Below are 24,334 nucleotides of genomic sequence, written 5' to 3' on the forward strand. Positions count from 1 at the left end.
CCAAGCGGCTCGAATCCCTCGGCGTCGCTCGAATCCCTCGGCGTCGCCGACGTCCGGCGCTTCCTCGTCCGCTTGGAGGAGGAGACCACGGCCGCGACCGCCAAGGAATCGCACGCAGTTCTGTGCTCGGCGCCGGGGGGACCCCGAGCTGCATCCGTGGACACCGGCGCGGGCGCGGTCGGACAGTCACCGAGGTGAACCGCCCGCCGTGATCGGGCCGGCCCGCCGCACGGCCGCTGCGGGCGTCACTGCCACCGCGAGCTGGTTGCGATGGCCCGCAGTTGGGCCGGTGTCAGGATCGGCGTGGTACGGGTCGAGGGGGCGTTCTGGCTCGGTGCCTGCCACTCCATGAGGGTGACGTAGAGCCCGTCGGGATGCAGGACGTTCACCACCTCGTGCCCGGGGCTCGTTCCGGGTGGTGCCTGCCGGGACTCGATCAGGGTTCCGTCGGCCAGGGGTGTCGTTCCGGCGAAGACGTGGCTGCGGATCGCGGTGGTGGAGGTCTGCCGGGAGACGTGCACCTCGAGCAGCGACGTGCCGTGGCCGTCGTCCACCCACAGCTGCCCGGACTGCCGGCCGCCGGGCGGGCTCGAATGGGTCAGGCCGGCCGGCAGCAGCGCGGTCAGGGTGGCAAGGGCGCGGCCGGCGGGCAGTGTGCCGGTGAAGGTCGGCGTCGGGGTGGCGGATGCCGTGGCCGGGCCGGCGGTGGCCGAGGCCGCCGGACCGGCGAGCCTGTGGTCGGCTGTTCGCCCGTCGGACAGCAGTCCGGGAACGACCGTCGCGCCGAGCCCGGCGAGCGCGAGTACGGCTGCTCCGCTCACGCCGACGGCCATGGCGCGGCGGCGGCGCCTGCGCCGGCCGTTGCGGACACCGGCCTGCAGAAGGGCCGGGGTGTTGGGCGGCTCCAAGGCCAGCAGAGTGGTGTGGAGGGCTTCGGTGAAGTCTTCTTCGATGGGCATGGCGGGTCACCGTGTTTCGGGGTCGGTGCAGAGGGCGGGGCAGGTGCCGCGGCACCGGGGTCAGGAGCTGACGAGCTCGGACAGGTCGTGGCCCAGAAGGTCCCGGATCCGGGCGAGCGCGCGCATGCTCTGGTTGCGTACCGCGCCCGGCCGGACCTGGAGGATCGCGGCGGTCTGCTCGACGCTGCGGTCCTCCCAGTAGCGCAGCATCAGTACGGCCCGGTCCCGGGCGGAGAGCCGGCCGAGAGCGTCGAGCAAGGTGACCCGCAGCGTGGCGTCGTGCTCGGTGGTGGCACCGGAGTCCGGCAGGGCCCCGGTGGGCTGCTCGGAGCTGCTGCGCCGGCGGCGGTAGGACAGATAGGTCCGTACGAGGACGGTGTGGGTGTAGGCCGCGGGGTCGTCTATCTGCGCGATCTTGCGCCAGTTGGCATACATGCGGCCCAGCGTGTCCTGCACCAGGTCCTCCGCGAGGTGCACATCACCGCTGGTGAGCACGCACGCGGAGCGGTACAGAGGTGCGGATCGCGCAGCGGCGAACGCCATGAATTCCTCTTCGTACCGGCGCTTCATCCGAGCTCCTGTTCATCGTCCACACCCTGAAGACGCTGTGGCCACAGGGTTGCGTCCCACCCGGAGAAGCAGAAATCCTGCCGCTCGGCCGAGCGGGCTGCGGGCCGGGCAGCCCGCTGTTCCGCGGTGGTCACGCGGAGTCCCTCCACAGTCATCCGCAGCTGCACCCCGAGGATGCCGAAGCCGGTTCGGTGGTCCGGCTGGAGCAGCAGTCGTCGCCGGTCGCGTCGGGGTCGGCGGCCTTGCCGAGGGTGTCGGCGTCGGCCTTGACGACGTAGATCTCCCAGGGCTCCTTGCCGGGGCCGTGGACCCAGACCTTGTCCTGGAGGGCGTAGCAGCAGGAGGTGTCGTTCTCCTCGGAGGTGGCCAGGCCGGCTTCCTCGAGGCGGGTGGTGGCGGCGTTGACCTGGTCGGTGGACTCGACTTCGACGCCGAGGTGGTCCAGGCGGGTCTCCGCACCGGGCTCGCCCTCGATCAGGACCAGCTTCAGCGGAGGCGCGGTGATCGCGAAGTTGGCGTATCCCTCACGCCGCTTGGCCGGTTCGGTGCCGAACAGCTTCGAGTAGAAGGCGATCGACGCTTCCAGGTCGCTGACCCGCAGGGCGAGCTGAGCACGGGACATGGCAGGGCTCCCATCGGCTTGCATTGATGTCTGTCGATGCAACCTTGTGACTTGGATCGAAGGATGTCAACATAGAAGAATGTCGAAGCAAGACCTTGTGGTGCTCGGACAGAGCGACGAGAACGGCGCATGCCGTCCCGGGCTGGTGGCCGCACCGCTGGACGAGGACCAGGCGGCAGAGCTGGCGAAGCTGTTCAAGGCGCTGGGCGACCCGGTCCGGCTGCGCCTGCTGTCGATGATCGCCTCACGGGCGGGCGGTGAGGTCTGCGTCTGTGACCTGACCCCGGCCTTCGGCCTGTCCCAGCCGACGATCTCGCATCACCTCAAACTGCTGCGGCAGGCCGGTCTGATCGACTGCGAGCGCCGGGGCACGTGGGTCTACTACTGGGCGCTGCCTGCCACCCTCGACCGGCTCGCCGCCTTCCTGCAGACGTCGCAGACGGCCGAGGCCACCGCGTGAGCGCGTCTTTGGGGCGTCGGGCCGTCGCCGAGGCCGTGGGGTCGGCCGCCCTGGTCGCGGTGGTCGTCGGCTCCGGTATCCAGGCGACCGTGCTGTCCCGGGACGTCGGCGTGCAGCTGCTGGCCAATTCGCTGGCCACCGTCTTCGGCCTGGGCGTGCTCATCGCACTGCTCGGGCCGGTCTCGGGTGCGCACTTCAACCCGGTCGTCACCCTGGCGGCCTGGGCCACCGGCCGCCGCGGCGAGGGCCGGCTGACCGCGCGGGACGTCGCCGTCTACCTCCCGGCGCAGACGGTGGGCGCCATCGCCGGCGCCGTCCTGGCCGATGCCATGTTCGGCAAGCCGCTCGTGCAGTGGTCCAGCCATGACCGCTACGCCGGTCATCTGTGGCTGGGCGAGGTGGTCGCGACCGCCGGGCTCGTCCTGCTGGTCTTCGGACTGATCCGCACGGAACGAGCCCACTTCGGACCCGTGGCCGTGGCGAGCTACATCGGCGCGGCGTACTGGTTCACGTCCTCCACCTCGTTCGCGAACCCTGCGGTCACGATCGGCCGGGCCTTCACCGACACCTTCGCCGGCATCGCCCCCGGCTCGCTGGGTCCGTTCATCGTGGCCCAGCTGGTCGGTGCGGCGCTCGGACTGGGGCTGGTGTCCGCGGTGTTCGGAGGCCGGACACCCACCCCCACCGGCACCGCACCGCTTCAGGGCGAACCCGAAGTCGCCGCCCCCACACTCACCTGACCGGCCCGCTCCCAAGAAAGACCCGCCATGAACACCCCTGCCGAACGCCCGTCCGTGCTGTTCGTCTGCGTCCACAACGCCGGGCGCTCCCAGATGGCCGCGGCGTTCCTCACGCACCTTGCGGACGACCGCGTCCAGGTGCGCTCCGCCGGGTCCGCGCCGGCCGGCACGGTCAACCCTGCCGTCGTCGAAGCGATGGCGGAGGCGGGCATCGACATCTCCGCCGAGGTGCCCAAGGTGCTCACCCTCGAAGCCGTCCAGGCCTCCGACGTGGTCATCACCATGGGCTGCGGCGACACCTGCCCCGTCTTCCCGGGCAAGCGCTACCTCGACTGGCAGCTCCCGGACCCGGCCGGGCGTGACGTCGATGCCGTTCGCCCCATCCGCGACGAGATCGAGAAGCGCGTCCGCGGCCTGCTCGAAGAAATGGTCCAGTCTTGAGCGTTGTGCAGCGTCCAGCCCTGGGTTCGGGGGGATCGTAGGGCAAGCCTGTTGCCGTGCAACGGCTTTGCCGTCATCACTGCCGCCACTGCCGTGGAATCCGCCTTGCGGCCCTCCTTCTCTCGCACGCGGCCGCGCAGCGTCTGTGACACCACAGGGCCTCCTGGCGCTGCTCCGTTGGGATCGAACCCCGAGTTCGACCTGCTCGTACGCGTAGGCTGCGGAGATGCCCGCGCCGGGGCCCGACCCGGACGCGGTCAGAGGATGCGCCAAGTGCCGGTAGCGCTCTCGCTGTCGTTGACACCGATCGGGAGAGCTGCGGCACCCTGCAGCTTCCCGGAACACGGTAGCCCGTTACGCCTCGGGAACCTCAGCCCGATTCCGTTGCGTGTACCCGGGCCGGCTGGCCGACTTCGACGTGGCTCCGACCGGCGTGCCGCTGGGGGGCTACGACTATGGTCCAGCCAGCAGAACCGAGAGCCCTAGTCGAACGGACGCTTGCCCGATTTGTGTGGCATGGACGCCCTTTGTTGTGTCTGGAGCTAACACATAAGTGCTCTTGGTAACGACTGAGTCAAGCATATGTGCGAATAAAGCGAGGATCAGCTACGGTGCCTGTGAAGTAGTTGAAAGGGGCATCGATTCGTTGGCGCACATGCGTGCGCAACGGGCGCAGGGGTCCCGCGGCGCGGAGGGGGCTCGTGTCGTAAGGCACGGGTCGAGGCGCCGGCGGGAGCGGGCAAGGGGGCCCGTGGTTCCTGCTGATGTCTTAGGAACATGTGTGCGCCCTGGGGGGCTTTCTGTGAGATCTCTGTCCATCGTCATCCCTGCGCTCAACGAGGCCGAGAACCTGCCGACGGTGATGGAGACCATCCCGCGCCATGAGTTGGCGGAAGCAGGCTGGGCGGTCGAAGTCATCGTGGTCGACAACGCTTCGACTGACGCCACCGCAGAGGTGGCCGGTTCGTTGGGCGCCAGGGTTGTCTCGCAGCCGCTGCGCGGTTACGGCAACGCATACCAGGCCGGGTTCGACGCGGCCAGCGGAGAGGTCATCGCCACGGGTGACGCCGACTGCACGTACCCGTTCGACGCTCTGCCGCATTTGCTGCACATCATGGACGCTCGGAAGATCGAGTTCATGACCACGAACCGGCTCGGCGTCGAGAACCGGCACGCGATGAAGCCGTCCCACACGGTTGCGAATCATGCGCTCAGCGCGCTCAGCCGGGCCCTGTTCCGCAACGGTTTGCGCGACTCCCAGTCCGGTATGTGGGTCTTCCAGCGTCACGTGTGGCAGGCGATCGACGTCCGCTCGGCGGGCATGGCCTTCTCCCAGGAGATCAAGAACGCGGCCACCCGCGCCGGCTTCCGCTGCCTGGAGGTCCCCATCGAATACCGGGTCCGTGGCGGTGAGGTCAAGCTGAACGCACTCCCCGACGGAGTCGCCAACCTGCGCCAGTTGTTCCAGCACAAGCTCCGCGACAACCGACTCCGTACCACGCCTGCGCGCCTGGTCCCGCTGGCCGAGGCGGCCCGGGCCAACGCCGCCGCCGAGCGGGCCGCCCAGGCCGCGGAGCGCGCGGCGACCGCCGTGGAGGAACTCACCACCAAGACGAGGCATGTGTCGGAACTGGTCCCCGGTAAGGGGGAGCAGATCAACGGTCACAGGACGCTGGCGAGCATGCCGGCACAGCGCGCCTCCGATGAGGTACCTCTGGAATTGGCGTGAGCGGCTCGCCGTTCGAAGAAGAGTCGGAGCAGCGGGCTGCCGGGGACCAGCGGACCCCACAGGCCCTTGACGCTGGCCAGAGCCGCCGAGGTTTGCGCAGTGGGCGGCGCCGGGAACCTCACAGTGCCGAACCCGACCGGTTGGCGGTGGCACGGTCCGGCTGCGGAGGTGGGATACCGCGACGGGTACTTGGGCCGGTCCTCGGCGTGCTGGTCGTGCTCGGGCTGTGCGGTGCCGCCTGGACCATCCCCGAGGTGCGGTCCGCGCTGCGCGACTCCTTCATTGAGCGGCAGCAGGCTTACATCGAGCTGTACCTCGGCAAGGAGCCCTTCTTCGACGGTGATGAACTCGTCGTACCGCTGGAACTCGTCGAGCACGGGGACACCGGCGGCCGGCACTCCGTCCGGACCTGGGCCCAGGATGCGAAGGGCCGCCACCTGGCGGCTCGTACGGAATCGGTCACTACCAAGCCAGGCGCCCTGGTCGGAGTCGACGTCCGGCTGCGCCTCAAGGGCGGTGGGAAACGTGACGCAGTTCTGGTCGAGGTGACGCTACCGGGGCATCCGCAGCGGCTTCGAATGCACCTGCATTGATCTTCCCCCGCTTGGCCGCCATTTCACCGACACCCGCCCGCTCCTAGGAGCCGTACCAGCCCACCCCACGGGAAGCCTCATGCGCACCATCGTCCAGATCACTCCGTACTACCCCCCGCATCTGGGTGGGCTTGAGCGCGTCGTCTCCAACCTGGCGCGGGAGCAGGCCAAGCGGCACGACGTACGGGTCCTGACTACTGCCCTCGGCTTCGCCGACGCACCGCGTATCGCCCGGGAAGAGGGAGTCGTGGTGCACCGGCACCGGGCTGTGGAGGTCGCCCACACTGCCGTCGCCCCCGGCCTGGCTGCGCATCTGGCCCGACTGCCCCGTGACGCGGTGCTCCACCTGCACTGTGCGCACGCCCTGCTGCCCGAGATGGTCGCTCTCACCGCTCGGCTGCGCGGCAACCGCTTCCTGCTGCACTTCCACCTCGACGTGGACGCCTCCGGGCCGCTGGGCACTCTCCTGCCGCACTACAAGGAGCACATCTTCGGCCGCGTCCTGCGGTCCGCCGCCGGGGTCATTGCGCTGACGGACGCTCAGGCTGCCTTTCTCACTGACACCTACCGGGTGCGCGCGGACCGCGTGCACATCGTGCCCAACGGTGTGGCCGAGGCATATTTCATGCCCGCCCGTGAGGTCGCGCCTGGCCCTTTGAACTTGCTCTACGTCGGCCGGCTCGGTGCCCAGAAGAACGTGGCCCGACTGCTGGACGCCCTGCACCTGACGCGAGGGGATGTACGGCTGCGTATCGTCGGCGATGGGGAGCTACGCAGTCGGCTGGAGGAACAGGCCGGCCGACTGGGCCTGCGGAACGTCGAGTTCAGCGGGGGACTGCTCGGCGAGGACCTCGTCAAGGCGTATGCCGACGCGGACGCCTTCGTGCTGCCGTCGGACAAGGAGGGCATGCCGCTGGTCGTGCTGGAGGCGATGGCGGCTGGGCTGCCGGTCGTCGCGACTGACGTGCCGGGCACCCAGGAACTGGTTGGGGGTACCGGTCTGCTGGCCGCGCCCGAACCGGCCGCCCTTGCCAAGGCGATCGATGCCGTCGCCGCCGACCACCCACTCAGGGCCCGGCTGGCCCGCGCCAGTGCCGAACGCTCCCGCGACTACTCGTGGGAGAACGTCGTCGGGCTGGTTGAGGGCGTCTATGCCAAGGCGGGCCTATGACGATGAAGGACACCCTGTCCCTGCGCATCATCGAGCCCGACCCGCGGCCGCCGGCTGGCGAGGAACGGCCCCTCCGGGCGCGCCGTGCCCTCCGTCACCCACTGTTTCACCGACGCTTCGCCATCCTGCTCAGCCTGGCCCCCGCGACCGTTGCCGAGCTTCTGCCCCAATCACCCGATGCGCTGCGCACGCTGGCCGGGCTGTGGCTGTTGTTCGGCGCCCCTGTGTTGCTGTGGCGGGGTGTGGCCACGCGCATCGTGACCACCGGGACTGCCGTGCTGCTGCTCTCGGTCGGTTTCACGGTGATGACGGATATCGGCATCGCGCTCGCCGTGAACACCGCATTGCCGCCGCTCGGCGTCGAGCGTCCGCTGACCCGGCTCGTCCTGACGATCGCGTCCGCCGCCGCCCTGGTCGTACTCGGTGTGCTCGCACCAGAGCCGAGACGGGCCGAGCGCGTGCCGAGGAAAGGGAGGGGGCTGTTCGCGACCCGGGGCGTCAGACCGGTTGCTGCTTTCGGCGGGATCGCCCTCGTCCTCGCCGTGGCCGGGCCGATCCGGCTCAACAACGGCCTGGGCGGCGCCGTCAGCATGGTGGCCATGTTCGTGATCGCGGCGCTGATCGCCCTGCTCCTGCTGCGCCGGAGCCGCTATCCGGTGCCCGTCCTGGAGTTCGGACTCTACTGTGCGTCCGCGGCTCTGCTGCTGCTCACCTCGCTGCGCGGGCAGTACATCACCGGCCATGACATCCAGAAGGAGTTCCTGTACTTCAGGCTCGCCCTCGGCGGCGAGCACTGGGACATCAGCGCGTACAACGACCCGTACAACGCTTGCCTGAGCATCACGCTGCTGCCGGTGAGCATCTTCCAGCTCACCGCAATCTCCGACACCGCGATCTTCAAAGTCGTCCTGCCGCTTCTGTTCGCGCTCACTCCAGTACTGGTGCACCGCGCGGTGCGTAACGTGGCCCCGCGCGTGGTCGCGCTGATGTCGGCGGTGTACTTCATCGTCTTTCCGACGTTCTTCACCGACATGCCGTACCTCGGTCGCCAGGAGATTGCCTTCCTGCTGCTGGGCTGCGCCATGGTGGTGCTCACCGACTCGCGGGGACCACTGCTCCTTCGCCGGATCGTGTTCGTGGTGCTGCTGGCCGGCATCGTGCTGTCGCACTACTCCACCACCTACGTCGTCGTCGGCACCCTTGCGGTCTCCTTCCTCCTCGACAAGGTGTGGCGGCTGGTGTCCCGGGGGGGCCGGAACCGCTTGCGACGCAAGCGGCGCGAGGACCGGATGCACTCCTTCCTCACGTGGTGGGTGGTGGTGGTGCCCGCCGTGCTCGCCCTGCTGTGGGCGGGCCCGCTCACCCATACCGGCGGTCAGGCCCAGCGCACCCTCCATGCGGTGGCGTCGGCCGTGCTCGGCGGCGAGTCGGAGTCCGGCTCGTCGGACACCGCCTACAGCATTCTTGGCGGAGCCAAAGTGCCTGCCGCCGAGCGTTTGAAGCAGTACAAGCAGGATCTGCTGAAGCAGACCGCGGCGGAGCGGGCGAGCGGGGATTACCTGCCGTTGAAGGAGATCGACGGCCTGTCCACACCCGTGGTCGCGGTACCGACGATGAAGCTCACCACTGCCGGTCGGATACTCGATGGGCTCGGCATCAGCGTGCCAGGGCTCAATGGCGGACTGCGACAGGCGGCCGCGCTGTTCTTCCAGGTGATGGCGGTAATCGGGTTCGTGGTGGCGTTGTGGGCACGCCGCTCCGCGTTCCGCCCGGTGCGCGACCAGGCGACCATCGCCGCCGGCGCGTGGTTCATGGTCGCCGTCTTCACCCTCGTACCGCAGCTGTCCGTGGACTACAGCCTGCTGCGCGCCTTCCAGCAGGGTCTGTTCTTCTTCGCACCTTTCCTCGCCACCGCAACCCTGTGGGTGCTGCGCTGGGCCGGGCGCCGCACCGTGCCCATGGCCTGTGCGCTTCTGGCTGCACTGCTGCTCGACCTGTCCGGAGTGGTGCCCAAGGTGCTGGGTGGGTATGCGGCGCAGTTGCAGCTTTCCAACTCCGGTCAGTACTACGCCATCTACTACCCCCACGCCGAAGAGCGCCGGGCGGCACTCTGGCTCGATGCGCGCCTGACCCAGGAGGGCATCGGACTGGTGCAGACCGACCGGTTCAGTTACAGCCGGCTCCAGGCGCTGCTCACCCATCCGACCCTCGCGGACGTGTCACCGGCCGCGCTGCGCACGGATTCCTACGTGCTGCTGGGCACCACACCCACTCGCACCGGCGATGTGACCGTGTTCTACGGCGGCGATCTGATCACGTACAGGTACCCGATGGACGTCCTGGACTCTCGGGACCTGATCTACAGCAATGGGGGAGCGGTGATCTACCGATGAGCGCACGACCGCCACGGGTTCTGCTGGTCAGTCACTACTACCCGCCGCACCTCGGTGGCATCGAAAATGTCGTGCACCGCGAGGCCCAGGGCTTGTCGGCACAGGGTGTCGACGTGACCGTCCTCACCAGCGCCAGTCGCTCCTCCGTCACCGTCGAGGAAGGCGTACGAGTGGTGCGTGTGGCCGCTTGGAACGGCACGGAGCGCCGGGCCGGGGTGCCCTTCCCGGTGTTTTCGCCTGCCCTGTTGACGGCCGCGCTGCGGCTGGCACGCCGAGCGGACGCCGTGCATATCCACGACTGTTTGTACCTCAGCTCGTGGGCGGCTGGACTGGCTGCGCGGCTCACCCGCACTCCGTACGTCCTTACCCAGCACGTGGCCGTCGTTGACCACCCGTCTCCCCTGGTCAAGGCTGTTCAACGCGCGGTGTACGGCGTGGCAGGCCGAGGTCTGCTGCGGGGCGCCCGCTCCGTGTTCACTCTCAACGCGTCGGTCGCCCGTTTCGTACGAGCGCGTGGCGCGCAGGAACACAGGGCCCACCACCTGGCCAACGGTGTCGACACTGGACATTTCCGGCCTGCCACCTCTGTCGCCGAACGTCTGTTCGCCCGTGAGCGGTTCGGGCTGCCCGCAGACCGGGTTCTGGTCCTGTTCGCGGGACGGCTCGTCCCCAAGAAGGGGTACGACCTGCTGCTCGCCGCCCATGCACCTGATGCTGGCTACGACCTGGTCTTCTCCGGGGACGGCGACACCGAGGCCCTCGCCGGCCGCCCCGGCGTTCACCACCTGGGCGCGCTTTCCAGAGAGGCCATGGCCGACGCCTACCGCGCCTGTGATGTCTTCGCGCTCCCCTCGACCGCCGAAGGCTTCCCCCTCACCGTGCAGGAGGCGATGGCGTCCGGACTGCCGGTCGTCACCACCGACGACCCCGGCTACGCCCCCTACCATCTGGACCGCGACCGGGTGTCCCTGTTGCCACGTGACGTGGCCGCACTGGCCGCTGAGCTCCGCACCCTGGCGACGGACCCGGAGCGTCGAGCGTGCATGGGCGCATACTCCCGCACGTATGCGGAGAAGGCGTTTGCTTGGGATGACCACGTTCAGACCCTCCTGGCGCACTACTGCGGCAGAGGTGAGTGAGCGCGTATGACGGACGTCTCCAACCGCACTTCTGTGGCGCGTCGAGGAGGCCGGCACCGCCGCCCGGGCGACCGCATCTACCGCAGTTCCTTCTTCCTGCTGGTCTCCACCGTCGTCACTGCCGGACTGAGCTTCGTGTTCTGGGTCGTGGTCGCCCGCTTCTACACAGCTCCCCAGGTCGGGCTCGCCACGTCGCTGATCTCCGCAACGTCGCTGCTGGCCACGTTCAGCCTGCTCGGCCTGAACAACACACTGATCAGATTCCCGGCCGAGCGGGAGGTGCGCAACGCGCAGATCAGTCAGGCGCTGCTGCTGGTGGGGGCTGTGGGATGTGCGGCGGGCGGGATCTACCTGCTCGGGCTGCCGTTGTACGGTGCCAAGCTGGAATTCGTCCGCAACAACGGGATGTCGGCCGTCGCCTTCGCCGTCTTCTGCGGCTGCGCGGCCGCGAGCATGCTAGTGAAGTCGGTCTTCAATGCGGCGCGTATCCCCGAGTACAACGTCCTCATCGACGGGCTGACCCAGGGCGTGGCCAAAGTGGCCGTCCCGGCAGTCCTTACCGGGCTCGGCGTCTTCGGGATCGTCGCCTCGGCCGGCGTGGGGTATGCGGTGACAGCGGTCGTCGCCCTGTTCGTGCTGCGGCGCCGTCTCGGCTTTCGGGCTGACCTGCGCACGCGCGGCACCCGTCTGCGCGAGAAGTTCCGCTTCTCGATGGCAAGTCATGTTTCCAATTTGATCAACCTGGCACCGGTGCTGGCCACTCCGCTGATCGTGCTGCACCAGCTGGGTGCGGCCGAGGCCGGTTACTACTTCGTGGCCTTCCAGATCGCGGCCATGCTGAACGCTGTCTCCACCGCCGTCGGCGAGGCCGTCTTCGCTGAGGTTTCGCATGAGGAATCGCGGTTCCGCGAACTGATGCTGCGTTCAGCGCGGATTATCGCGGCTGTACAGATCCCCGCTGCCGCGGTGGTGATCATTGGCGGAGGACTGCTGCTGCAAGTGTTCGGTGCCGGATACGCGGAACACGCACGGCCTCTCCTGACCGTCCTCGCATTCGCCGCTCTGCCTGTGGCCCTGAATACCTGGGCATGTTTCGCCCTGAAGCTGGCCCAGCGCATGCGTCAGCTGGTCGGCTCCAATGTGATCATGGCCGCCCTGTCGATCGGCCTGAGTGCGGCATTCGCCGACCGGGGACTGGTCTGGGTCGGCTACGCATGGGCCGTGGGCAACGCCGTAGCCGGGGTCTTCGCAACCCTGAGCCTGGTGCGAGGACGGGCGGTACCGGCGAAGGGGACTGCCGGTGCGGCGACGGCGGCAGGTGAGACGTCCGAGTCCTTCGCGGGGACATACGCGGCAGAGCCGGAGAACCCCGCAGCCCGGCTGGACGGTCCCGACGAGGCCGCACGCCCCTACGCCGGGCCCTATGCCCTCGACGCCGCCGTCCCCACCCCGGGCGTTCCGTCCTACCCGACCGGTCCGTCCTGGCCCCGCCCCCGTTCCGAGAGGCCCGCCCCGTGAACATCGTCGTGATCAATGCGTACGTCCGAGAAAACGCGGGCGATGCGGCGCTGCTCTCCGTCTGCCTGCAGCACATTCAAGAGGCTTTCCCTGATGCCGACGTAGCGATCGCGGGGATGGAGGACGCGACTGTGCACCCGGCATTCGAGGGTGTGCCAAACATCGGCTCCATCCGCCGCTACGCCGCCGACGGAACTGTTTCCCTGCCGCGCCGCCTGCTGCGTAAGGCGCTGCTGGGCCTCGCCGGCACCGGCGCCGTGACGCTGCCCAGCCCGCTCGCCCGCGCAGTGCTGCGAGTGCTGCCCGCCGAGGCACGGCGCGAGGCCGATGCCGTAACCAGGGCGGACCTGGTGGTGTCCATGGGCGGCGGCTACGTCCTGGCCCGCCCCGGCCTCGACGGCTACCAGAACGTCTTCTTCGTCCTCCTTCCAGCACTGCTGGCCCAGAAGGCAGGCGTCCCTGTGGTCTGGGCCCCGCAGTCCTTCGGGCCGTTCCCGGCCGCCGCCCAGCGCCGGCTGGTCGGCCGGGTCATGCGCCGCTCGGCGGCGGTGCTAGCACGCGAGGACGTCAGCGTGGGCGAGTTGCTGGCGTGCGGGGTACCCGCCGGCAACATCGAGCGGGCGGTGGACGCCGGCTTCGCCTTCGCCCCAGAGCGGCGGACCGACTGGCGAGCCCGGCTCGGCATCGGGCCGGACGACAGGCTGGTGGGCATCACTGCCAGGCGCTGGCTGGCCCCCGCCGCCCAGGAGCACTACGAACGTGAGCTCGCTCGCACCATCGACGCCATCCAGGCCACCGGCACCCGCGCAGTTCTCATTCCCCAGGTGAGCACCGACTACCTCGGTGACGACGACCGCATCTGCGAGCGCAGGATCGCCGGATACTGCACGAGCGACCCGCTGATGGTCGACGAGGTCGTCGACTACCGCGATCTCAAGGGACTGTACGACGAGTGCACGCTACTCATCGGCACCCGGTTCCACTCGGTGATCTTTTCGCTGACCAGTGACGTCCCGTGCGTGGCCATCGAGTACGAACACAAAACCCGCGGCATCATGGCCGACCTGGGACTCGGCGAGTGGGTCGTGCCCATCGCCGACGTCACCTACGACAGGCTGTGGGCGCTGACGGAACCGCTCTTGAAAGACCCCGAGCCGTACCGCCACATCCTCGACGCCAACCTTCCCGGCTATCTCGCCCGTGCCAAGTCCCTGCCCGACCGCCTGCGGGAGGCCGTGTGAGCCGCCACCGCACGATCGCCATCGTCACGCCGTACTACCCGCCGAAGATCGGTGGAGTGGAGCAGTACACCGCGCGCTTGGCGGCCGCGGTTGCCGCCGATCCTGATCTGCGGGCGGTCGTCATCACCACGCGTCTCGATGGGGGATTGCGCACCCGCGTCACCACCGAGGACGGCGTTCGGGTCGTGCGGCTCGGTGCGTGGCTGAAGTTGTCCAACACCCCCCTCAGCCCCCTGTGGCCCCTGCAACTGCGCCGCTGGCTGAAGCGGACCGGCACCGATGTCGTCAATGCACATGCGCCTGTACCCGGGCTGGGCGACCTAGCGATCGCTGTGGCCGGCTGCCGGCCGACGGTCCTGACGTACCACTCGGGGTCAATGCACAAGGGGTCGCCCGGCAGCGGCCTCGCGGACCGGCTGATCGGGCTGTACGAGAAGGCCGTCCTTCCTCGCGTCTTCGCCCGCGCCCGGCGCCTGGTCGCCGTCTCTCCCGTCTCTCTGGCCGAGGGCCACGCGCACGCCGTACGCATCACTCCGGGCGTCGACATCGACCGCTTCACCGCCGGTGAGCCGGCCTCCCGGCGACCCCGCACGATCGTCTACGTAGGCCGTATGGACCGCTCCTCGGCATGGAAGGGTGTCGATGTGCTCGTCCGCGCCTTCGCGCGGATTGCGACAGACGTGTCCGACACGCGGCTGCGCCTGGTCGGCGACGGAGACGCCCTCCCTGGTCTGCGCGCCCTCGCCGACGAACTCGGTGTCGCTGAGCGGCTGGAAACACCAGGGGCGCTGAGCGGCGACGCCCTGACGGACGCCATACGCACGGCCGCCATCCTTGCTCTGCCTTCACTCACCGAAGCCGAATCCTTCGGCATGGCACTGGTAGAAGGCATGGCCTGTGCCACACCGGTTGTCGGCTCGGCCGTCGGCGGCATTCCCTACGTCGTAGCCGACGGCGAAACTGGCCTGCTGGTCCCGGCCGGCGACCCGGACGCCCTAGCGGCTGCCTGCGCCAAGCTGCTGACCAACGGGGACCTCGCCGACCAGATGGGGACACAGGGCCGGCGCGTGGCCGAGGAACGCTACGCCTGGCCTCACCTCACGGCCCGATACCTGGAGTTGTTCCGCGCCCTCTAGTCCTGCTCGCCCTGCTTCTTCTGGTAGGAGCGGATGGCCTGCTCGAAAGCTGCGAAGGCGGGCTTGCGCCGCCCGTCGTAGTACGTCAGGCCGTAGTGACGCGAGCTGCGGCTGTTGGGGGTCTCGGGCTCGACGTCGCGGTACGAAAACCAGAACACAACGTCCACCGAGGGGATTGCCGCTGACGCGGTCACCAGGTCCTTGGCATACTCAGCCTGCAGCCGGGGCGTGACATGCGTGGTGCCCTGGGCCTCTTCGCTGTCCGCCGCCTTGCCCTGGCCCCAGGTGGGCGCGCCTGTCTCGGTGAGCCATATCGGCATGCCCGGCCGGCCGTACCTCGCCAAGATGGCGACGAGGTTGTCCTTGGTGCGGTCGATGTCCTGGAAACGGGTGCCGGTCGGGGTTCCGGTGCTGGGCAGCAGGGGAGCGCTGTACGGGTGGTATGAGATCGCGTCCACCTGCTTCAACGCTCCGAGCCGACCCAGTTCCGCAAGGAACGTCTTATGGGACACGTACTGCCTGGACGGGATCGTGTCCACGGCGGCAAGCCCGCCGAGCAGGAGGTAGGCGTGCTGGTCCACGGAGCGGATGGCGGGAGCGGTCGCGGCCAGCAACGCAGCGTAGCGCTTGGCGTCGGGCCCGGTCTTCCAGAACGGCTTGATGTTGGGCTCGTTCCAGATTTCCCAGGTGTGCACTCCCTTGGGCGCATACCGTTCGGCGGCCCGCCGCGCGAACTCGGCGAATTGGCGGTTGTCTGCGGGCGGACACGTCTGGCTGGTACTTGCGCAGTTCGGATCCGCGGCCCAGCGCGGCGTGTAAGAAAGTGTGGGCAGGACGTCGAGCCCGTGAGCGCGAGCCGCGTCCACCACACGGTCGAAGCGGTCCCATGCGTACTGGTCCGCGGAGTCGGGTTGGATGTTTCGCCACGACAAATCTACCCGCAGCCATCGGACGCCCAACTCCTTGGCATCGTTCATCGCCTCGCTCCGCTGCCCGTCCGTCATCCAGGTCAGGGTGTCTCCGAAGGAGAGACCGAAACTCAGGTCCCGGCCATGGACGCTGCTCGACGTTGAGGCGGTCGAGCTTGAGGCAGATGCCGGTGCTCCGATGCCGTCGTCAGGCGTGCGTGACGGGGAGTTGGTGGCACCCGTCAGGGCCACCACAGTGGCCACGGAGCCACCGAGCACGGCAACGGAGACAAGCGCGCCGAGGAGCCGTCGTTTTATCCCTGACTGCTCTGCAGCGCGGAAGCGCCGATGTGCGGACGCTTGTGATAGAGGCTGATGAGGCACGCGCGCAGCCTAATCGCGGTTTCAACTAAGGTGGTGAAACCGTGGCGTAACTGTGATGGACCGCTGCGTGGTCACCGACCGGCCGGACTTCGACTCGAGGCTGCCGAAGCGGTTTGGCCGACGTCCTGCCCGGGTGGAGGATCGCGCATGTTCCGGCGGTCGGTGGCGAGTCGGGCATGCCGTCGTGGCAGTGAGGTCACCATGGGACCAAACGGCCTCCTCTCAGAGGCAGGTGTAAATGGCCCCTGACCAGTAGGCGAGTCAGGGGCCGGTCTCATGTCCCGCCAATGAAGGCGTCGAGGCCAACGGCTGCCCTTGCCGGCGACCGTGACCGGGTCATCGCCGACCGGCTCGGTGCCATGACCCGAGGCGGTGGGGGGCCTCCGAGCGCTCCGAGAAGTACCCTCCGGGCCCGCAGTGGCACGTCTGTGGCACGCCTCCTGAAACGCCGAAGGGGCCAGCCTGCGAGGGAACCACTTCCTGAGCTGGCCCTTCTCTTTGTGCCCCGGCAGCATTCGAACCTGCGACACCCGCTTCAGGAGTTCGATCACCGGCCCCATGGTGCCGTGGCGTGGCTCTGTGGTGTGTCTGGGCGGGATCTGAAAGGTCTCCGGGTCGTCCGTCAGACCTCCGCGTGCCTCAAAGTGCTGCGCTGGTGCGCGGACGGGTTTCGTCTGGGCGCGGCCGACACGGGAGGTGCGGAGCTGCGGCGTCAGGCCCCTCGTCTGAGGTTGCGAGCGTGTCGAGACGGTGTTACGTGAGCGCCCTTGCTTACGTCCGCTTCGCGTAAATAGTCCACAAGGGGCATATTTGTAACTACTGGTGGGTGAGAGGACACGGACCGTGAACGACTTTTCCCGTCGCAGACTGCTCAAGACGACGGCGGTCGCAGGCGCCGGCGCGGTCGTCGTGCCGGCCGTTGCGGCGGCCGAAGCCCCCGGTACGAGGGCCGTGACGGAGGGCGCCGGGAGCGAGGGGTACGGGGAACAGCGCCCGGCGGCGAAGCTGACCGGCCGCATCGTCCGCCCCAACGACCCCGGGTACACGGACGCGCGCCTCGGCTGGGACCAGCTCCTCTCCCACTATCCGCTGGTCATCGTCTTCGCTCAGAGCACCCAGGACGTGGTCAACGCCCTGACCTGGGCGCGGCAGAACGACGTCGCGCTGCGGATCCGGAGCGGCCGTCACAGCCTTGAGGGCTGGTCGAACCTCGACAGCGGCCTCGTGATCGACATCAGCGAGCTGAAATCGGTCCGCATCGATAGCGCCGCTCGCGTCGCGACGGTGGGATCCGGGCTCAACCAGCTGGAAGCGGTGACCACGCTCGCCAAGCAGAACTTCGCGGTGACGACCGGTACCGAAGGCAGTGTGGGCCTGGTCGGCGCGACGCTCGGCGGCGGCTTCGGCTTCCTCACCCGCTGGCTCGGCATGGCCTGCGACAGCCTGATCGGCGCCGAGGTCGTCGTCGCGGAAGGCGACGAGTGTGCCAAGGTGATCAAGGCCGATCTGCACGACAACGCGGACCTGCTCTGGGCGCTGCGCGGAGCGGGTAACGGCAACTTCGGAATCGTCACCTCACTGACCTACAAACTGGCCCCGCTCAAGAGCGTCACCTATATGCAGGTCACCTGGGACGGAGTCGGCGACCTGCGCAGGATCTTCGAGGCTTACCAGCGCACGGCGCCGTACATGGACAACCGCCTTGGTACCCAACTCGAAATCCACCCGAACCAGATCCTGCTGTTCGCGGTCCTCGCGGAAGGAACGCCCGCGGAGGCGAAAAAGCTGCTGGTCCCGATCCTGTCGATCGACAGCCCCAAGATGACGGTGCAGGTAGGAAACTGGGGTGACGTGTATGCGGGCTTCCAGACCCCGATCGCGGTCGAACCCGCGAACTGGAAGTTCTACTCGCAATTCACCAAGAAGCCGTTCCCGGCCAAGGCGATCGACGTGATCGCCTCGTTCATGAAGGACGCGCCCACGGCCGACAGCAACTACTTCGTTCAGGCGTTCGGGGGTGCGGTCAGGAGGACCCCCCGCGGCGGCACGGCGTTCCCGCACCGCGACGCGCTCTTCTACGCCGAGCCCGGCGCCGGCTGGGGCAAGCGCAGTGACCAGCGGGGCGTCTGCGACCCGCTCACCCCGAAGGCCCAGGCCTGGATCGCCGAATTCAGCCAGGCACTGCGCCCCTACGTGGACGGCGCCTACGTCAACGTGCCGAACATCGGCATGCAGGACTGGGAGACCGCCTACTGGGGGTCCAACTTCGGCCGACTGCGCGGGATCAAGGCAGATTACGACCCCCGCAACGTCTTCCAGTACGACCAGAGCATTCCGCCCGCGTCCCGCTGACCGGGCACGGCCTGAGGACGGCCCCTGACCCCGGTTCTCGGTCGGAGCCGCTCTTGTGTCCGGGTGACGTGACTGCCCGGTGTGCCCCGTGGTCCCCCGCTCGATCGGGCACGGCTGGGGCACGGCCACCTTCTGATCCGTAGCTTGCTGTACAGAGATCGATCGAGAAGGACCCTGCGGGCTCGTAGTGGCACGCCTGTGGCACGCCTCCTGAAACGCCGAAGGGCCAGCCTGGGAGGGAACCCCTCCTGAGCCGGCCCTGCTCTTTGTGCCCCGACAGGATTCGAACCTGCGACACCCGCTTCAGGAGTGGGATCGGATCCTTGCCGGGTGGTGACGGAGGCTGCCGCGTGGTGCTGTCCTGTCTGGGCAGTGCCGCGCGGCGTCGTACTCCATCCCGCTCGTGACACCTCGTGCCGGACCGTCCGCTCACACATCGCGCACGCATCGCAGGGCCTGGGCTTGCTGCCGGACCCCTCTGGTGTCACAGGCCGCAGGAGCCGCGGTCGAGGTGGAAGTAGCGGGCGTTGGCCCAGCGGCACAGCCGGATACCGACGGTGACGCCGATGATGGTGACCAGGGCGGGCAGGTATCCGCCGGCGACCTGGACGATCGGGATTGCCGGGCACCCTCCGGAGATCGCCCAGCCCGTACCGAACAGCACTGCGCCGGGGATCACGCCGGCGTGAATGCGCCCCGGGGTGCGGCGAACGCGCAGCAGGGCGAATGCGCACACGATGATCACGACGGCGCCGGCGAAGGAGAGGAGCATGCGCAGGTCCTGGAAGGTGAACATGCGGTTCAGCTCGGTGTAGTCGCCGAAGCCGATGTTGGAGACGGTATAGCCGAGCGTGAGGCCGGTGAGGATGTTGGCGAGCAGTATCGCGCCCCGAGTACGCATCAGATCACCTTCCACAGCAGGAACGACACCGCGACGGCGGTACCGAAGAACACGGCGGTCGCGACCAGGCTGACCGGGCGTAGACGGCCGCAGCCGTTGAGTCCGTGGCCGGAGCTGCACCCACCGGCCAGCCGCGTGCCGAAGCCGACCAACACGCCTCCGATGAACAGCAGGACCGTCATGGTGGCCGGATTTGCGGTGACCACGTTCCGGAATCCCGGGCCCATGTCGAGGCGGAGGTGGAACCGCCCGGAGGTGACCGCGGCGATCAAACCGCCGAAGAAGATGGAGACCAGCAGAGCAGCCTGGGTGACCAGCGGGGCGGGGCCCGGGCTCGTCACCGAGGTGTCCTCACTCACCGTCGGTTCGGCGTCCGTTTCGAGCAGTTGTGACGTCCCGTACGGAACCGGCGGCACGGTGGGCGCGGCGGGGCTGGTGCCGAAGTGCTCGGCCGTGGCTGCGGCAAGAGCGTCAGCCAGAGCACGCTCGTCGGTGAACTCCTCGTCCATCCGCTCCAGGCGGCGCTCCCTGCGCCAGTGCAGCACGCGGTCCCACGCGGACGACACCCCGAAAGACCGGTCTGTGGCGAGGGCGTAGTTGATGGTGATCAGAGCGAGCCCGGCAGCGCCGGCCCACCAGGGCCAGTAGCCACTCATGCGGGGCCTCCCATCCATTCGGTGAATCGAGCCCACCAGCCGCGCTTCGAGGCGGGCCCTTGCCCCGCGCGCCGAGATGGGCGATCCGGGGGCTGGGGAAATGGCGGGGAGGGTGACGGCCGGTAATGCGAGACCGGAATCGTCGGGGACACCGCCCTGAACTGAGCCATGGTTTCCGGTGCCGCGGCCACGGGTTCTGCCGGCTCTGGTGGCCGAGCTGGTGCCGGCTGTGACCAGGACGCATTCTCCGGCGGCCAGGGGTTGTGTTGTGGTGGAGGGGTGGGCTGGGGCCCCTGTTCGGGGCCGGCGGCACCGGACCGGTCCTGGCCGGTGGCCGCGTCTTCAAGGTGTCGCGCACGGGCTCCGTTGGGCAGCAGGCTGATCGGCACACGCTCGCCGGTGAGTGACACCTGGTAGCGCGCACAGCCGAGCCACTGATCTTCGCTGTCGCAGTAGTAGTCGCGCCAGCCTTGCAAGCTCGCCCTGAGCAAGGGGAAGAGGGGGCATCCTGCGGCGTGCGAGCAACTCACGTTGCTCCCTTCTGACCGGCGCACACCACCCGTTCCGTGAGGGCGGTTGCCGTTCTCGGTCTCTTGCCCTCGCCGCGCCTGGGTCGACGATCTCACATGGCGCGGTGATGGCCTGTCACGATGCGGAGCACTGCCTTCCTTTCTCGACCGGGCGAGATGGAACCATTGTTTCGGTGTCCCGGGCAACCTCAGGAGGATTCCGGCCGTGAACGCCTGACATCGCTGAGTGAGGTATGCCACGCGATATCGGGGCGTGAACCACTCCCGTGGGTGTCCCTCCTGCAGGCGAGGGTCAGTTGTTCGTGGAGACGGTGCATGTATGGGGGTTGCTTGTGGCGGAAATGTGAATTCGGCTGTGACGAAACTGTTGATATTACTGGGGCGTTAATGAGGGTGTTAATGAGGGCGTCGCTGAAGGGGAATCATGTGCCGACGTGCTGTCTGCCAATCATGCCGGAAGGTGACCTATGAGGGCTGCGGGAGACACGTGGAGGAAGTGCTCGCCGGCGTGCCAACGGCTCAGCGGTGCATGTGTGAGTCGGCGGAGCGCGCGCCTGTACGCACAGGGGTACCGGTGACTCGATCGGGGCCGGAACCGGTCGGACCGGGTGGCACGGTGCGACGTACACAGGTTCCTCGACGCATGGGCGGTTCACCGGGCGGATCGGAGGATGGCTGGTGGACCCGGCTCATCGCGTGGTTGAAAAGCCCAGCATGAAGTAGGCAGAGGCAGAGGCAGAGGCAGAGGCAGAGGCAGAGGCAGAGGCAGAGGCAGAGGCAGAGGCAGAGCGGTCCGCCTGCTGGACGGTCGGCGAGGACCGAACTCGCGCTCCCGCCTTGGGAAGCGACGGCGCTTGCGCGGCGGAACTGGGCTCCGACCTGATCATTCGCGTTGTGCGGGCACGGTTCGGAGGGGCCGGATCCGCACCCTTGTCGACGGGGTCGTCCGATCGCCGCTTCGTCACAAGTGAACCTGTACGAGGGCGCGATGCGGCCGGCCCCGTACGCGCCGACCGCGTCGAACTCGAGGCCATCGGTGACGGCCGACAGCAACCGGGCCTCGACCTTTCGGTGCCGGCAGAGGTCCAAGGCGGCGTGTGGGCACTGCGGTCAGCGTCTGCCGCAGTCCTGTAGGGATCGCAGCCGGTGTCTCCTGCCGTACGGTCGCGGGTACGGGCGAGACGGCGGCGCGGGCGGAGAGAGCGACATACACGCGGCACTCCGCGAGCCGTGCCTCGTCGAACGGCAGACGTTCGCGCAGGACCTCCCGCGACTCATCGCCTCTACCCCTGGGCGACTCCCTTCCGTCGGCCGGGGCCGTTGCTCACGGGCTGACACGCGGCCGGTGCCGTTGGGGACCTGGCGATCGCCGAGGCCGCAGCCCGGCTCGTACCCCGCCGCCCGCGCCGCCTCCAAGAACGACGCTCCGGAATCCCAGGGCGAGGCCCAGGCGGCGGAGGCGAATGTGCCGGACGGTGCTGATCCGTCCGGAGAGACATCGGGGCCTGGCGCCCGTCCGCTCACACACCGCTCACGCACCGCTCACGCCAACGGCCCCGGACGCGGAGTCCGAGGCCGAGTAAAACCCCTCCCTGCTGGAACCTGCGCCTTGAACGCGCGGTCGCCCTAGCGGCTTTGGCCGCAAGTTTCAGTGACCGAGTCAAGCCGTCTGCGTGGCTGGCGGGGTGGGGGTGAAGGCTCGGTCGTCGCGCAGGAGGGCCCACAGCACACGGGTGCGCTTCGTGCGAGGGCGATGACGGCCTGGACGTTTTGCAGCCCTCGCCGCGCTTCTTGAGGCAGTACTCCCGGTTGGGGCCGTCGCGGATGATGCTGGTCTGCGCGGAGAGGTAGAAGACTCTGCGTAGGCGGCGGCTGTAGCACTTGGGGCGGTGGAGGTTGCCGGTGCGACGGCCGGAATCGCGTGGGACGGGGACCAGGCCGGCGGCTGAGGCAAGGTGGCCGGCGTCGGCGTAAGCGGTCATGTCGCCTGCGGCGACGACGAACTCGGCTCATTGCGGAGCCGACCGCCCAGCCACGACGTACGTCTTCTCTGACGTCAGGCGGCTGATTGCTGTGCGCGCGGCACGGGCGCCGGCCAGTAGGGAAAGTCTTATCCCTCGGTCGGCTGGCGCTCTCGCCGGTACTCATCGAGCAGGTCGAAGAAGAGCTCCACGGCAGGGGTGCCGGCCTCCTGGGCCTCACGTTCGATCTCAACCGCCCAGCCAAGCGGGCTGTGACGGCCGAGCCGCTGCCACAGCCACTCGGCGAAGGGGCCTTGAGTGCCAGGGCTCCAGAAGTCAAAGTCTTCTTCGACACCGTGCACGACCATCGCGGCTCGATAGCCGATCAGCATGGAGTCGAGGTGCTGGAGGGAGTCACCGCGGAGCCACATGCCAGGGCGGAGGCGTACCTCGTCAAGAAACTCAAAGACGCTGGACAGCTCCGTGAGATGCCTCGGCTGTCGACGCACGTTGTCTACTTCCATCATCTTCCATCATCCCGCGAGTAACTGACGGCCGTCGTAGCTGCGCACGTGTGGGCCTTGCCGTCAAAGGCATCCAAAAGTCCGACCGCGAGGACCTCAGCCATGCGCTCGCTGGCTTCCTCGGGCGTCAGCCAGTCGACCGCGGTTGATTCATTCGACGTGCGCTCGGCCCCGTCCCACGGCTTGCAGCGGGAGACCAGGGCCACGACGCCTCGAGCCGTGTTCTTGTGAACGCCGATGAGTTCGTCCACCTCGACGAGGATGCCAGTCTCCTCCAGGACCTCGCGTGCGACGCCCGCCTCTGGGGTCTCGCTGAGTTCGAGTACGCCACCGGGGAGCTCCGAAGCGCCGTTGTCCGCTCGGTGAATCGTCAGGAGTCGGCCGTCCTCACGCACCACTACTCCGGCTACGGACACGGAGTGCAGTGGCGTGGACTGGCCTTCCCGGGCGCTGTCACTCATGTACAGGAGCATAGGAGGGTGGCAGGAGTCGGACTACGTCTTCACCACCCGCACCGGCCTCCCCGTCGAGCCGCGCAACCTCTACTGCTCTTTCATCCGCGTCGCCCAGTCCGCCGACCTCCGCGTCATCCTCCGCGTCATCCGGCTGCACGACACTCGCCACGGCGCGGCCACGCTCCTGACGGCGGCAGGAGTCGCGCCCCGCGTCGTGATGGAGATCCTGGGCCACTTTCAGATCAGCGTCACCATGGACGTCTACACCCACGTCGTGCAGGACACGCAGCGAGAAGCCATGAGCCACATGGACCGGCTGCTCAGGCAGAGGCGCCCCAATCGTGGGTGACCCTCCGTCGATGTCAGAAGTAGATGTCAAAGGCCCCGGACCAGATTGGTCCGAGGCCTTTTGCCTGGTGCCCCCGGCAGGATTCGAACCTGCGACACCCGCTTTAGGAGTTCATTCTTGGCTACATGCGCGCTGCCGCGTTGCTACTCCAAGGGCTCAAGGCAGTCCTCCTGCTACCGCCAGGGTCCCCATGCGTACGGCTCTGTTGCCGTCATCTTCCGCCGTCAGGAACCCGGTTGTTGATGTCAGCCCGGCCGGCCAGGCTAGGCGCTGCTCGCCCCCGACGCCTCGGCCCGCCCTCGCCGCAGCCCGACTGATACTCACTAGATCAGCTTCTCGACCTGGAAGCCAAGACGCTTCAACCAGGCGACTGCGTGATCCTTGCCGCCGCTGAACTCGCCGGGCGCCAGCGCACGGCCCTGATCCCACTTGTGCGCCACTCCGGCGATCGCCTTCGAGTCGTACTCCCGCCCCTCATGCACGAGGACGTACGAACGGGCCTTGCCGAAGTGGTACGTCTCCAGGAACGCCTCGCGGCCCAACTCGTCGTGCTCGGCGATGGCCTTGAGCACGGACGCCCGTGTGATTGCTCCTCTATGCAT

General features: G+C 68.3%; 20 protein-coding genes and 3 pseudogenes. 13 read left to right on the forward strand and 10 right to left on the reverse strand.

What is annotated here, in order from left to right; genetic code table 11:
• Positions 1-245: 245 nt before the first annotated feature.
• The 3 genes from ABZ919_RS22975 to ABZ919_RS22985 form a co-directional block, all read right to left on the reverse strand.
• Positions 246-959 (reverse strand): hypothetical protein, encoded by a 714-nt coding sequence (locus ABZ919_RS22975; RefSeq protein WP_361250792.1) that lies wholly within the window; start codon positions 957-959, stop codon positions 246-248.
• A gap of 60 nt (positions 960-1,019) precedes the next feature.
• Positions 1,020-1,529: a SigE family RNA polymerase sigma factor gene (locus ABZ919_RS22980; protein WP_361250795.1), complete on the reverse strand. Its 510-nt coding sequence runs from the start codon at positions 1,527-1,529 to the stop codon at positions 1,020-1,022.
• A 151-nt stretch (positions 1,530-1,680) separates the two neighbouring features.
• A complete protein-coding gene (locus ABZ919_RS22985; RefSeq protein WP_361250797.1) occupies positions 1,681-2,151 on the reverse strand; it encodes an ArsI/CadI family heavy metal resistance metalloenzyme in 471 nt (156 codons plus the stop codon).
• Positions 2,152-2,230: 79 nt separating this feature from the next.
• On the opposite strand from ABZ919_RS22985, the gene ABZ919_RS22990 reads away from it, so the two are divergent.
• The 11 genes from ABZ919_RS22990 (at position 2,231) to ABZ919_RS23040 (ending at position 14,712) form a co-directional block, all read left to right on the forward strand.
• Entirely contained in the window at positions 2,231-2,611 is a 381-nt protein-coding gene (locus ABZ919_RS22990; protein WP_361250800.1) for a metalloregulator ArsR/SmtB family transcription factor, read from the forward strand.
• Positions 2,608-3,351, forward strand: coding sequence for an MIP/aquaporin family protein (locus ABZ919_RS22995; RefSeq protein WP_361250803.1), 744 nt, complete (start codon positions 2,608-2,610; stop codon positions 3,349-3,351). The genes ABZ919_RS22990 and ABZ919_RS22995 overlap by 4 nt, the downstream gene beginning before the upstream one ends.
• Before the next feature lie 27 nt (positions 3,352-3,378).
• Complete coding sequence (locus tag ABZ919_RS23000) at positions 3,379-3,792, forward strand: arsenate reductase ArsC (protein WP_361250806.1); 414 nt, start codon at positions 3,379-3,381, stop codon at positions 3,790-3,792.
• A gap of 802 nt (positions 3,793-4,594) precedes the next feature.
• Complete coding sequence (locus ABZ919_RS23005; RefSeq protein WP_361250809.1) at positions 4,595-5,521, forward strand: glycosyltransferase family 2 protein; 927 nt, start codon at positions 4,595-4,597, stop codon at positions 5,519-5,521.
• 206 nt (positions 5,522-5,727) lie between these two features.
• Positions 5,728-6,114: a hypothetical protein gene (locus tag ABZ919_RS23010; RefSeq protein ID WP_361250812.1), complete on the forward strand. Its 387-nt coding sequence runs from the start codon at positions 5,728-5,730 to the stop codon at positions 6,112-6,114.
• Between the two features lie 79 nt (positions 6,115-6,193).
• Entirely contained in the window at positions 6,194-7,285 is a 1,092-nt protein-coding gene (locus tag ABZ919_RS23015; RefSeq protein WP_361250814.1) for a glycosyltransferase family 4 protein, read from the forward strand.
• A 2-nt stretch (positions 7,286-7,287) separates the two neighbouring features.
• Complete coding sequence (locus ABZ919_RS23020; RefSeq protein ID WP_361250817.1) at positions 7,288-9,678, forward strand: DUF2206 domain-containing protein; 2,391 nt, start codon at positions 7,288-7,290, stop codon at positions 9,676-9,678.
• On the forward strand, positions 9,675-10,817 hold the full coding sequence (locus ABZ919_RS23025) for a glycosyltransferase family 4 protein (protein ID WP_361250819.1): 1,143 nt from the start codon (positions 9,675-9,677) through the stop codon (positions 10,815-10,817). The genes ABZ919_RS23020 and ABZ919_RS23025 overlap by 4 nt, the downstream gene beginning before the upstream one ends.
• Before the next feature lie 6 nt (positions 10,818-10,823).
• Entirely contained in the window at positions 10,824-12,335 is a 1,512-nt protein-coding gene (locus ABZ919_RS23030) for an oligosaccharide flippase family protein (RefSeq protein ID WP_361250822.1), read from the forward strand.
• An 8-nt stretch (positions 12,336-12,343) separates the two neighbouring features.
• Positions 12,344-13,576, forward strand: coding sequence for a polysaccharide pyruvyl transferase family protein (locus tag ABZ919_RS23035; RefSeq protein WP_361251055.1), 1,233 nt, complete (start codon positions 12,344-12,346; stop codon positions 13,574-13,576).
• Entirely contained in the window at positions 13,573-14,712 is a 1,140-nt protein-coding gene (locus tag ABZ919_RS23040; RefSeq protein WP_361250825.1) for a glycosyltransferase, read from the forward strand. The genes ABZ919_RS23035 and ABZ919_RS23040 overlap by 4 nt, the downstream gene beginning before the upstream one ends.
• Here ABZ919_RS23040 and ABZ919_RS23045 read toward each other — a convergent pair.
• Positions 14,709-16,004, reverse strand: coding sequence for a cellulase family glycosylhydrolase (locus ABZ919_RS23045; protein WP_361250828.1), 1,296 nt, complete (start codon positions 16,002-16,004; stop codon positions 14,709-14,711). The two genes, ABZ919_RS23040 and ABZ919_RS23045, sit on opposite strands and share 4 nt — an antisense overlap.
• A gap of 843 nt (positions 16,005-16,847) precedes the next feature.
• Here ABZ919_RS23045 and ABZ919_RS23050 point away from each other — a divergent pair.
• Complete coding sequence (locus ABZ919_RS23050) at positions 16,848-18,356, forward strand: FAD-binding oxidoreductase (RefSeq protein WP_361250831.1); 1,509 nt, start codon at positions 16,848-16,850, stop codon at positions 18,354-18,356.
• A 484-nt stretch (positions 18,357-18,840) separates the two neighbouring features.
• Here ABZ919_RS23050 and ABZ919_RS23055 read toward each other — a convergent pair whose 3' ends face one another.
• The 5 genes and pseudogenes from ABZ919_RS23055 to ABZ919_RS23075 form a co-directional block, all read right to left on the reverse strand.
• Positions 18,841-19,257, reverse strand: a complete 417-nt coding sequence (locus ABZ919_RS23055; protein ID WP_361250834.1) for a YeeE/YedE thiosulfate transporter family protein — start codon at positions 19,255-19,257, stop codon at positions 18,841-18,843.
• Positions 19,257-19,913 carry a YeeE/YedE thiosulfate transporter family protein gene (locus tag ABZ919_RS23060; RefSeq protein ID WP_361250836.1) on the reverse strand — a complete coding sequence of 219 codons (657 nt, stop codon included), beginning with the start codon at positions 19,911-19,913 and terminating at the stop codon, positions 19,257-19,259. Before ABZ919_RS23060 ends, ABZ919_RS23055 begins: the two co-directional genes overlap by 1 nt.
• Before the next feature lie 2,190 nt (positions 19,914-22,103).
• Positions 22,104-22,452: pseudogene (locus ABZ919_RS23065) on the reverse strand (transposase); the annotation flags it as partial.
• Between the two features lie 101 nt (positions 22,453-22,553).
• Positions 22,554-22,931: a hypothetical protein gene (locus tag ABZ919_RS23070; protein ID WP_361250839.1), complete on the reverse strand. Its 378-nt coding sequence runs from the start codon at positions 22,929-22,931 to the stop codon at positions 22,554-22,556.
• Between the two features lie 6 nt (positions 22,932-22,937).
• Positions 22,938-23,401 (reverse strand): annotated as a pseudogene (locus ABZ919_RS23075) (NUDIX domain-containing protein).
• A gap of 7 nt (positions 23,402-23,408) precedes the next feature.
• Here ABZ919_RS23075 and ABZ919_RS23080 point away from each other — a divergent pair.
• Positions 23,409-23,732: pseudogene (locus ABZ919_RS23080) on the forward strand (site-specific integrase); the annotation flags it as partial.
• Positions 23,733-24,055: 323 nt separating this feature from the next.
• Here the strand turns inward: ABZ919_RS23080 and ABZ919_RS23085 are convergent.
• On the reverse strand, positions 24,056-24,334 hold the full coding sequence (locus ABZ919_RS23085; RefSeq protein WP_361250841.1) for a hypothetical protein: 279 nt from the start codon (positions 24,332-24,334) through the stop codon (positions 24,056-24,058).

The sequence above is a fragment of the Streptomyces sp. NPDC046759 genome (assembly GCF_040645475.1).
In the GTDB taxonomy this organism is placed as follows: Bacteria; Actinomycetota; Actinomycetes; order Streptomycetales; family Streptomycetaceae; genus Streptomyces.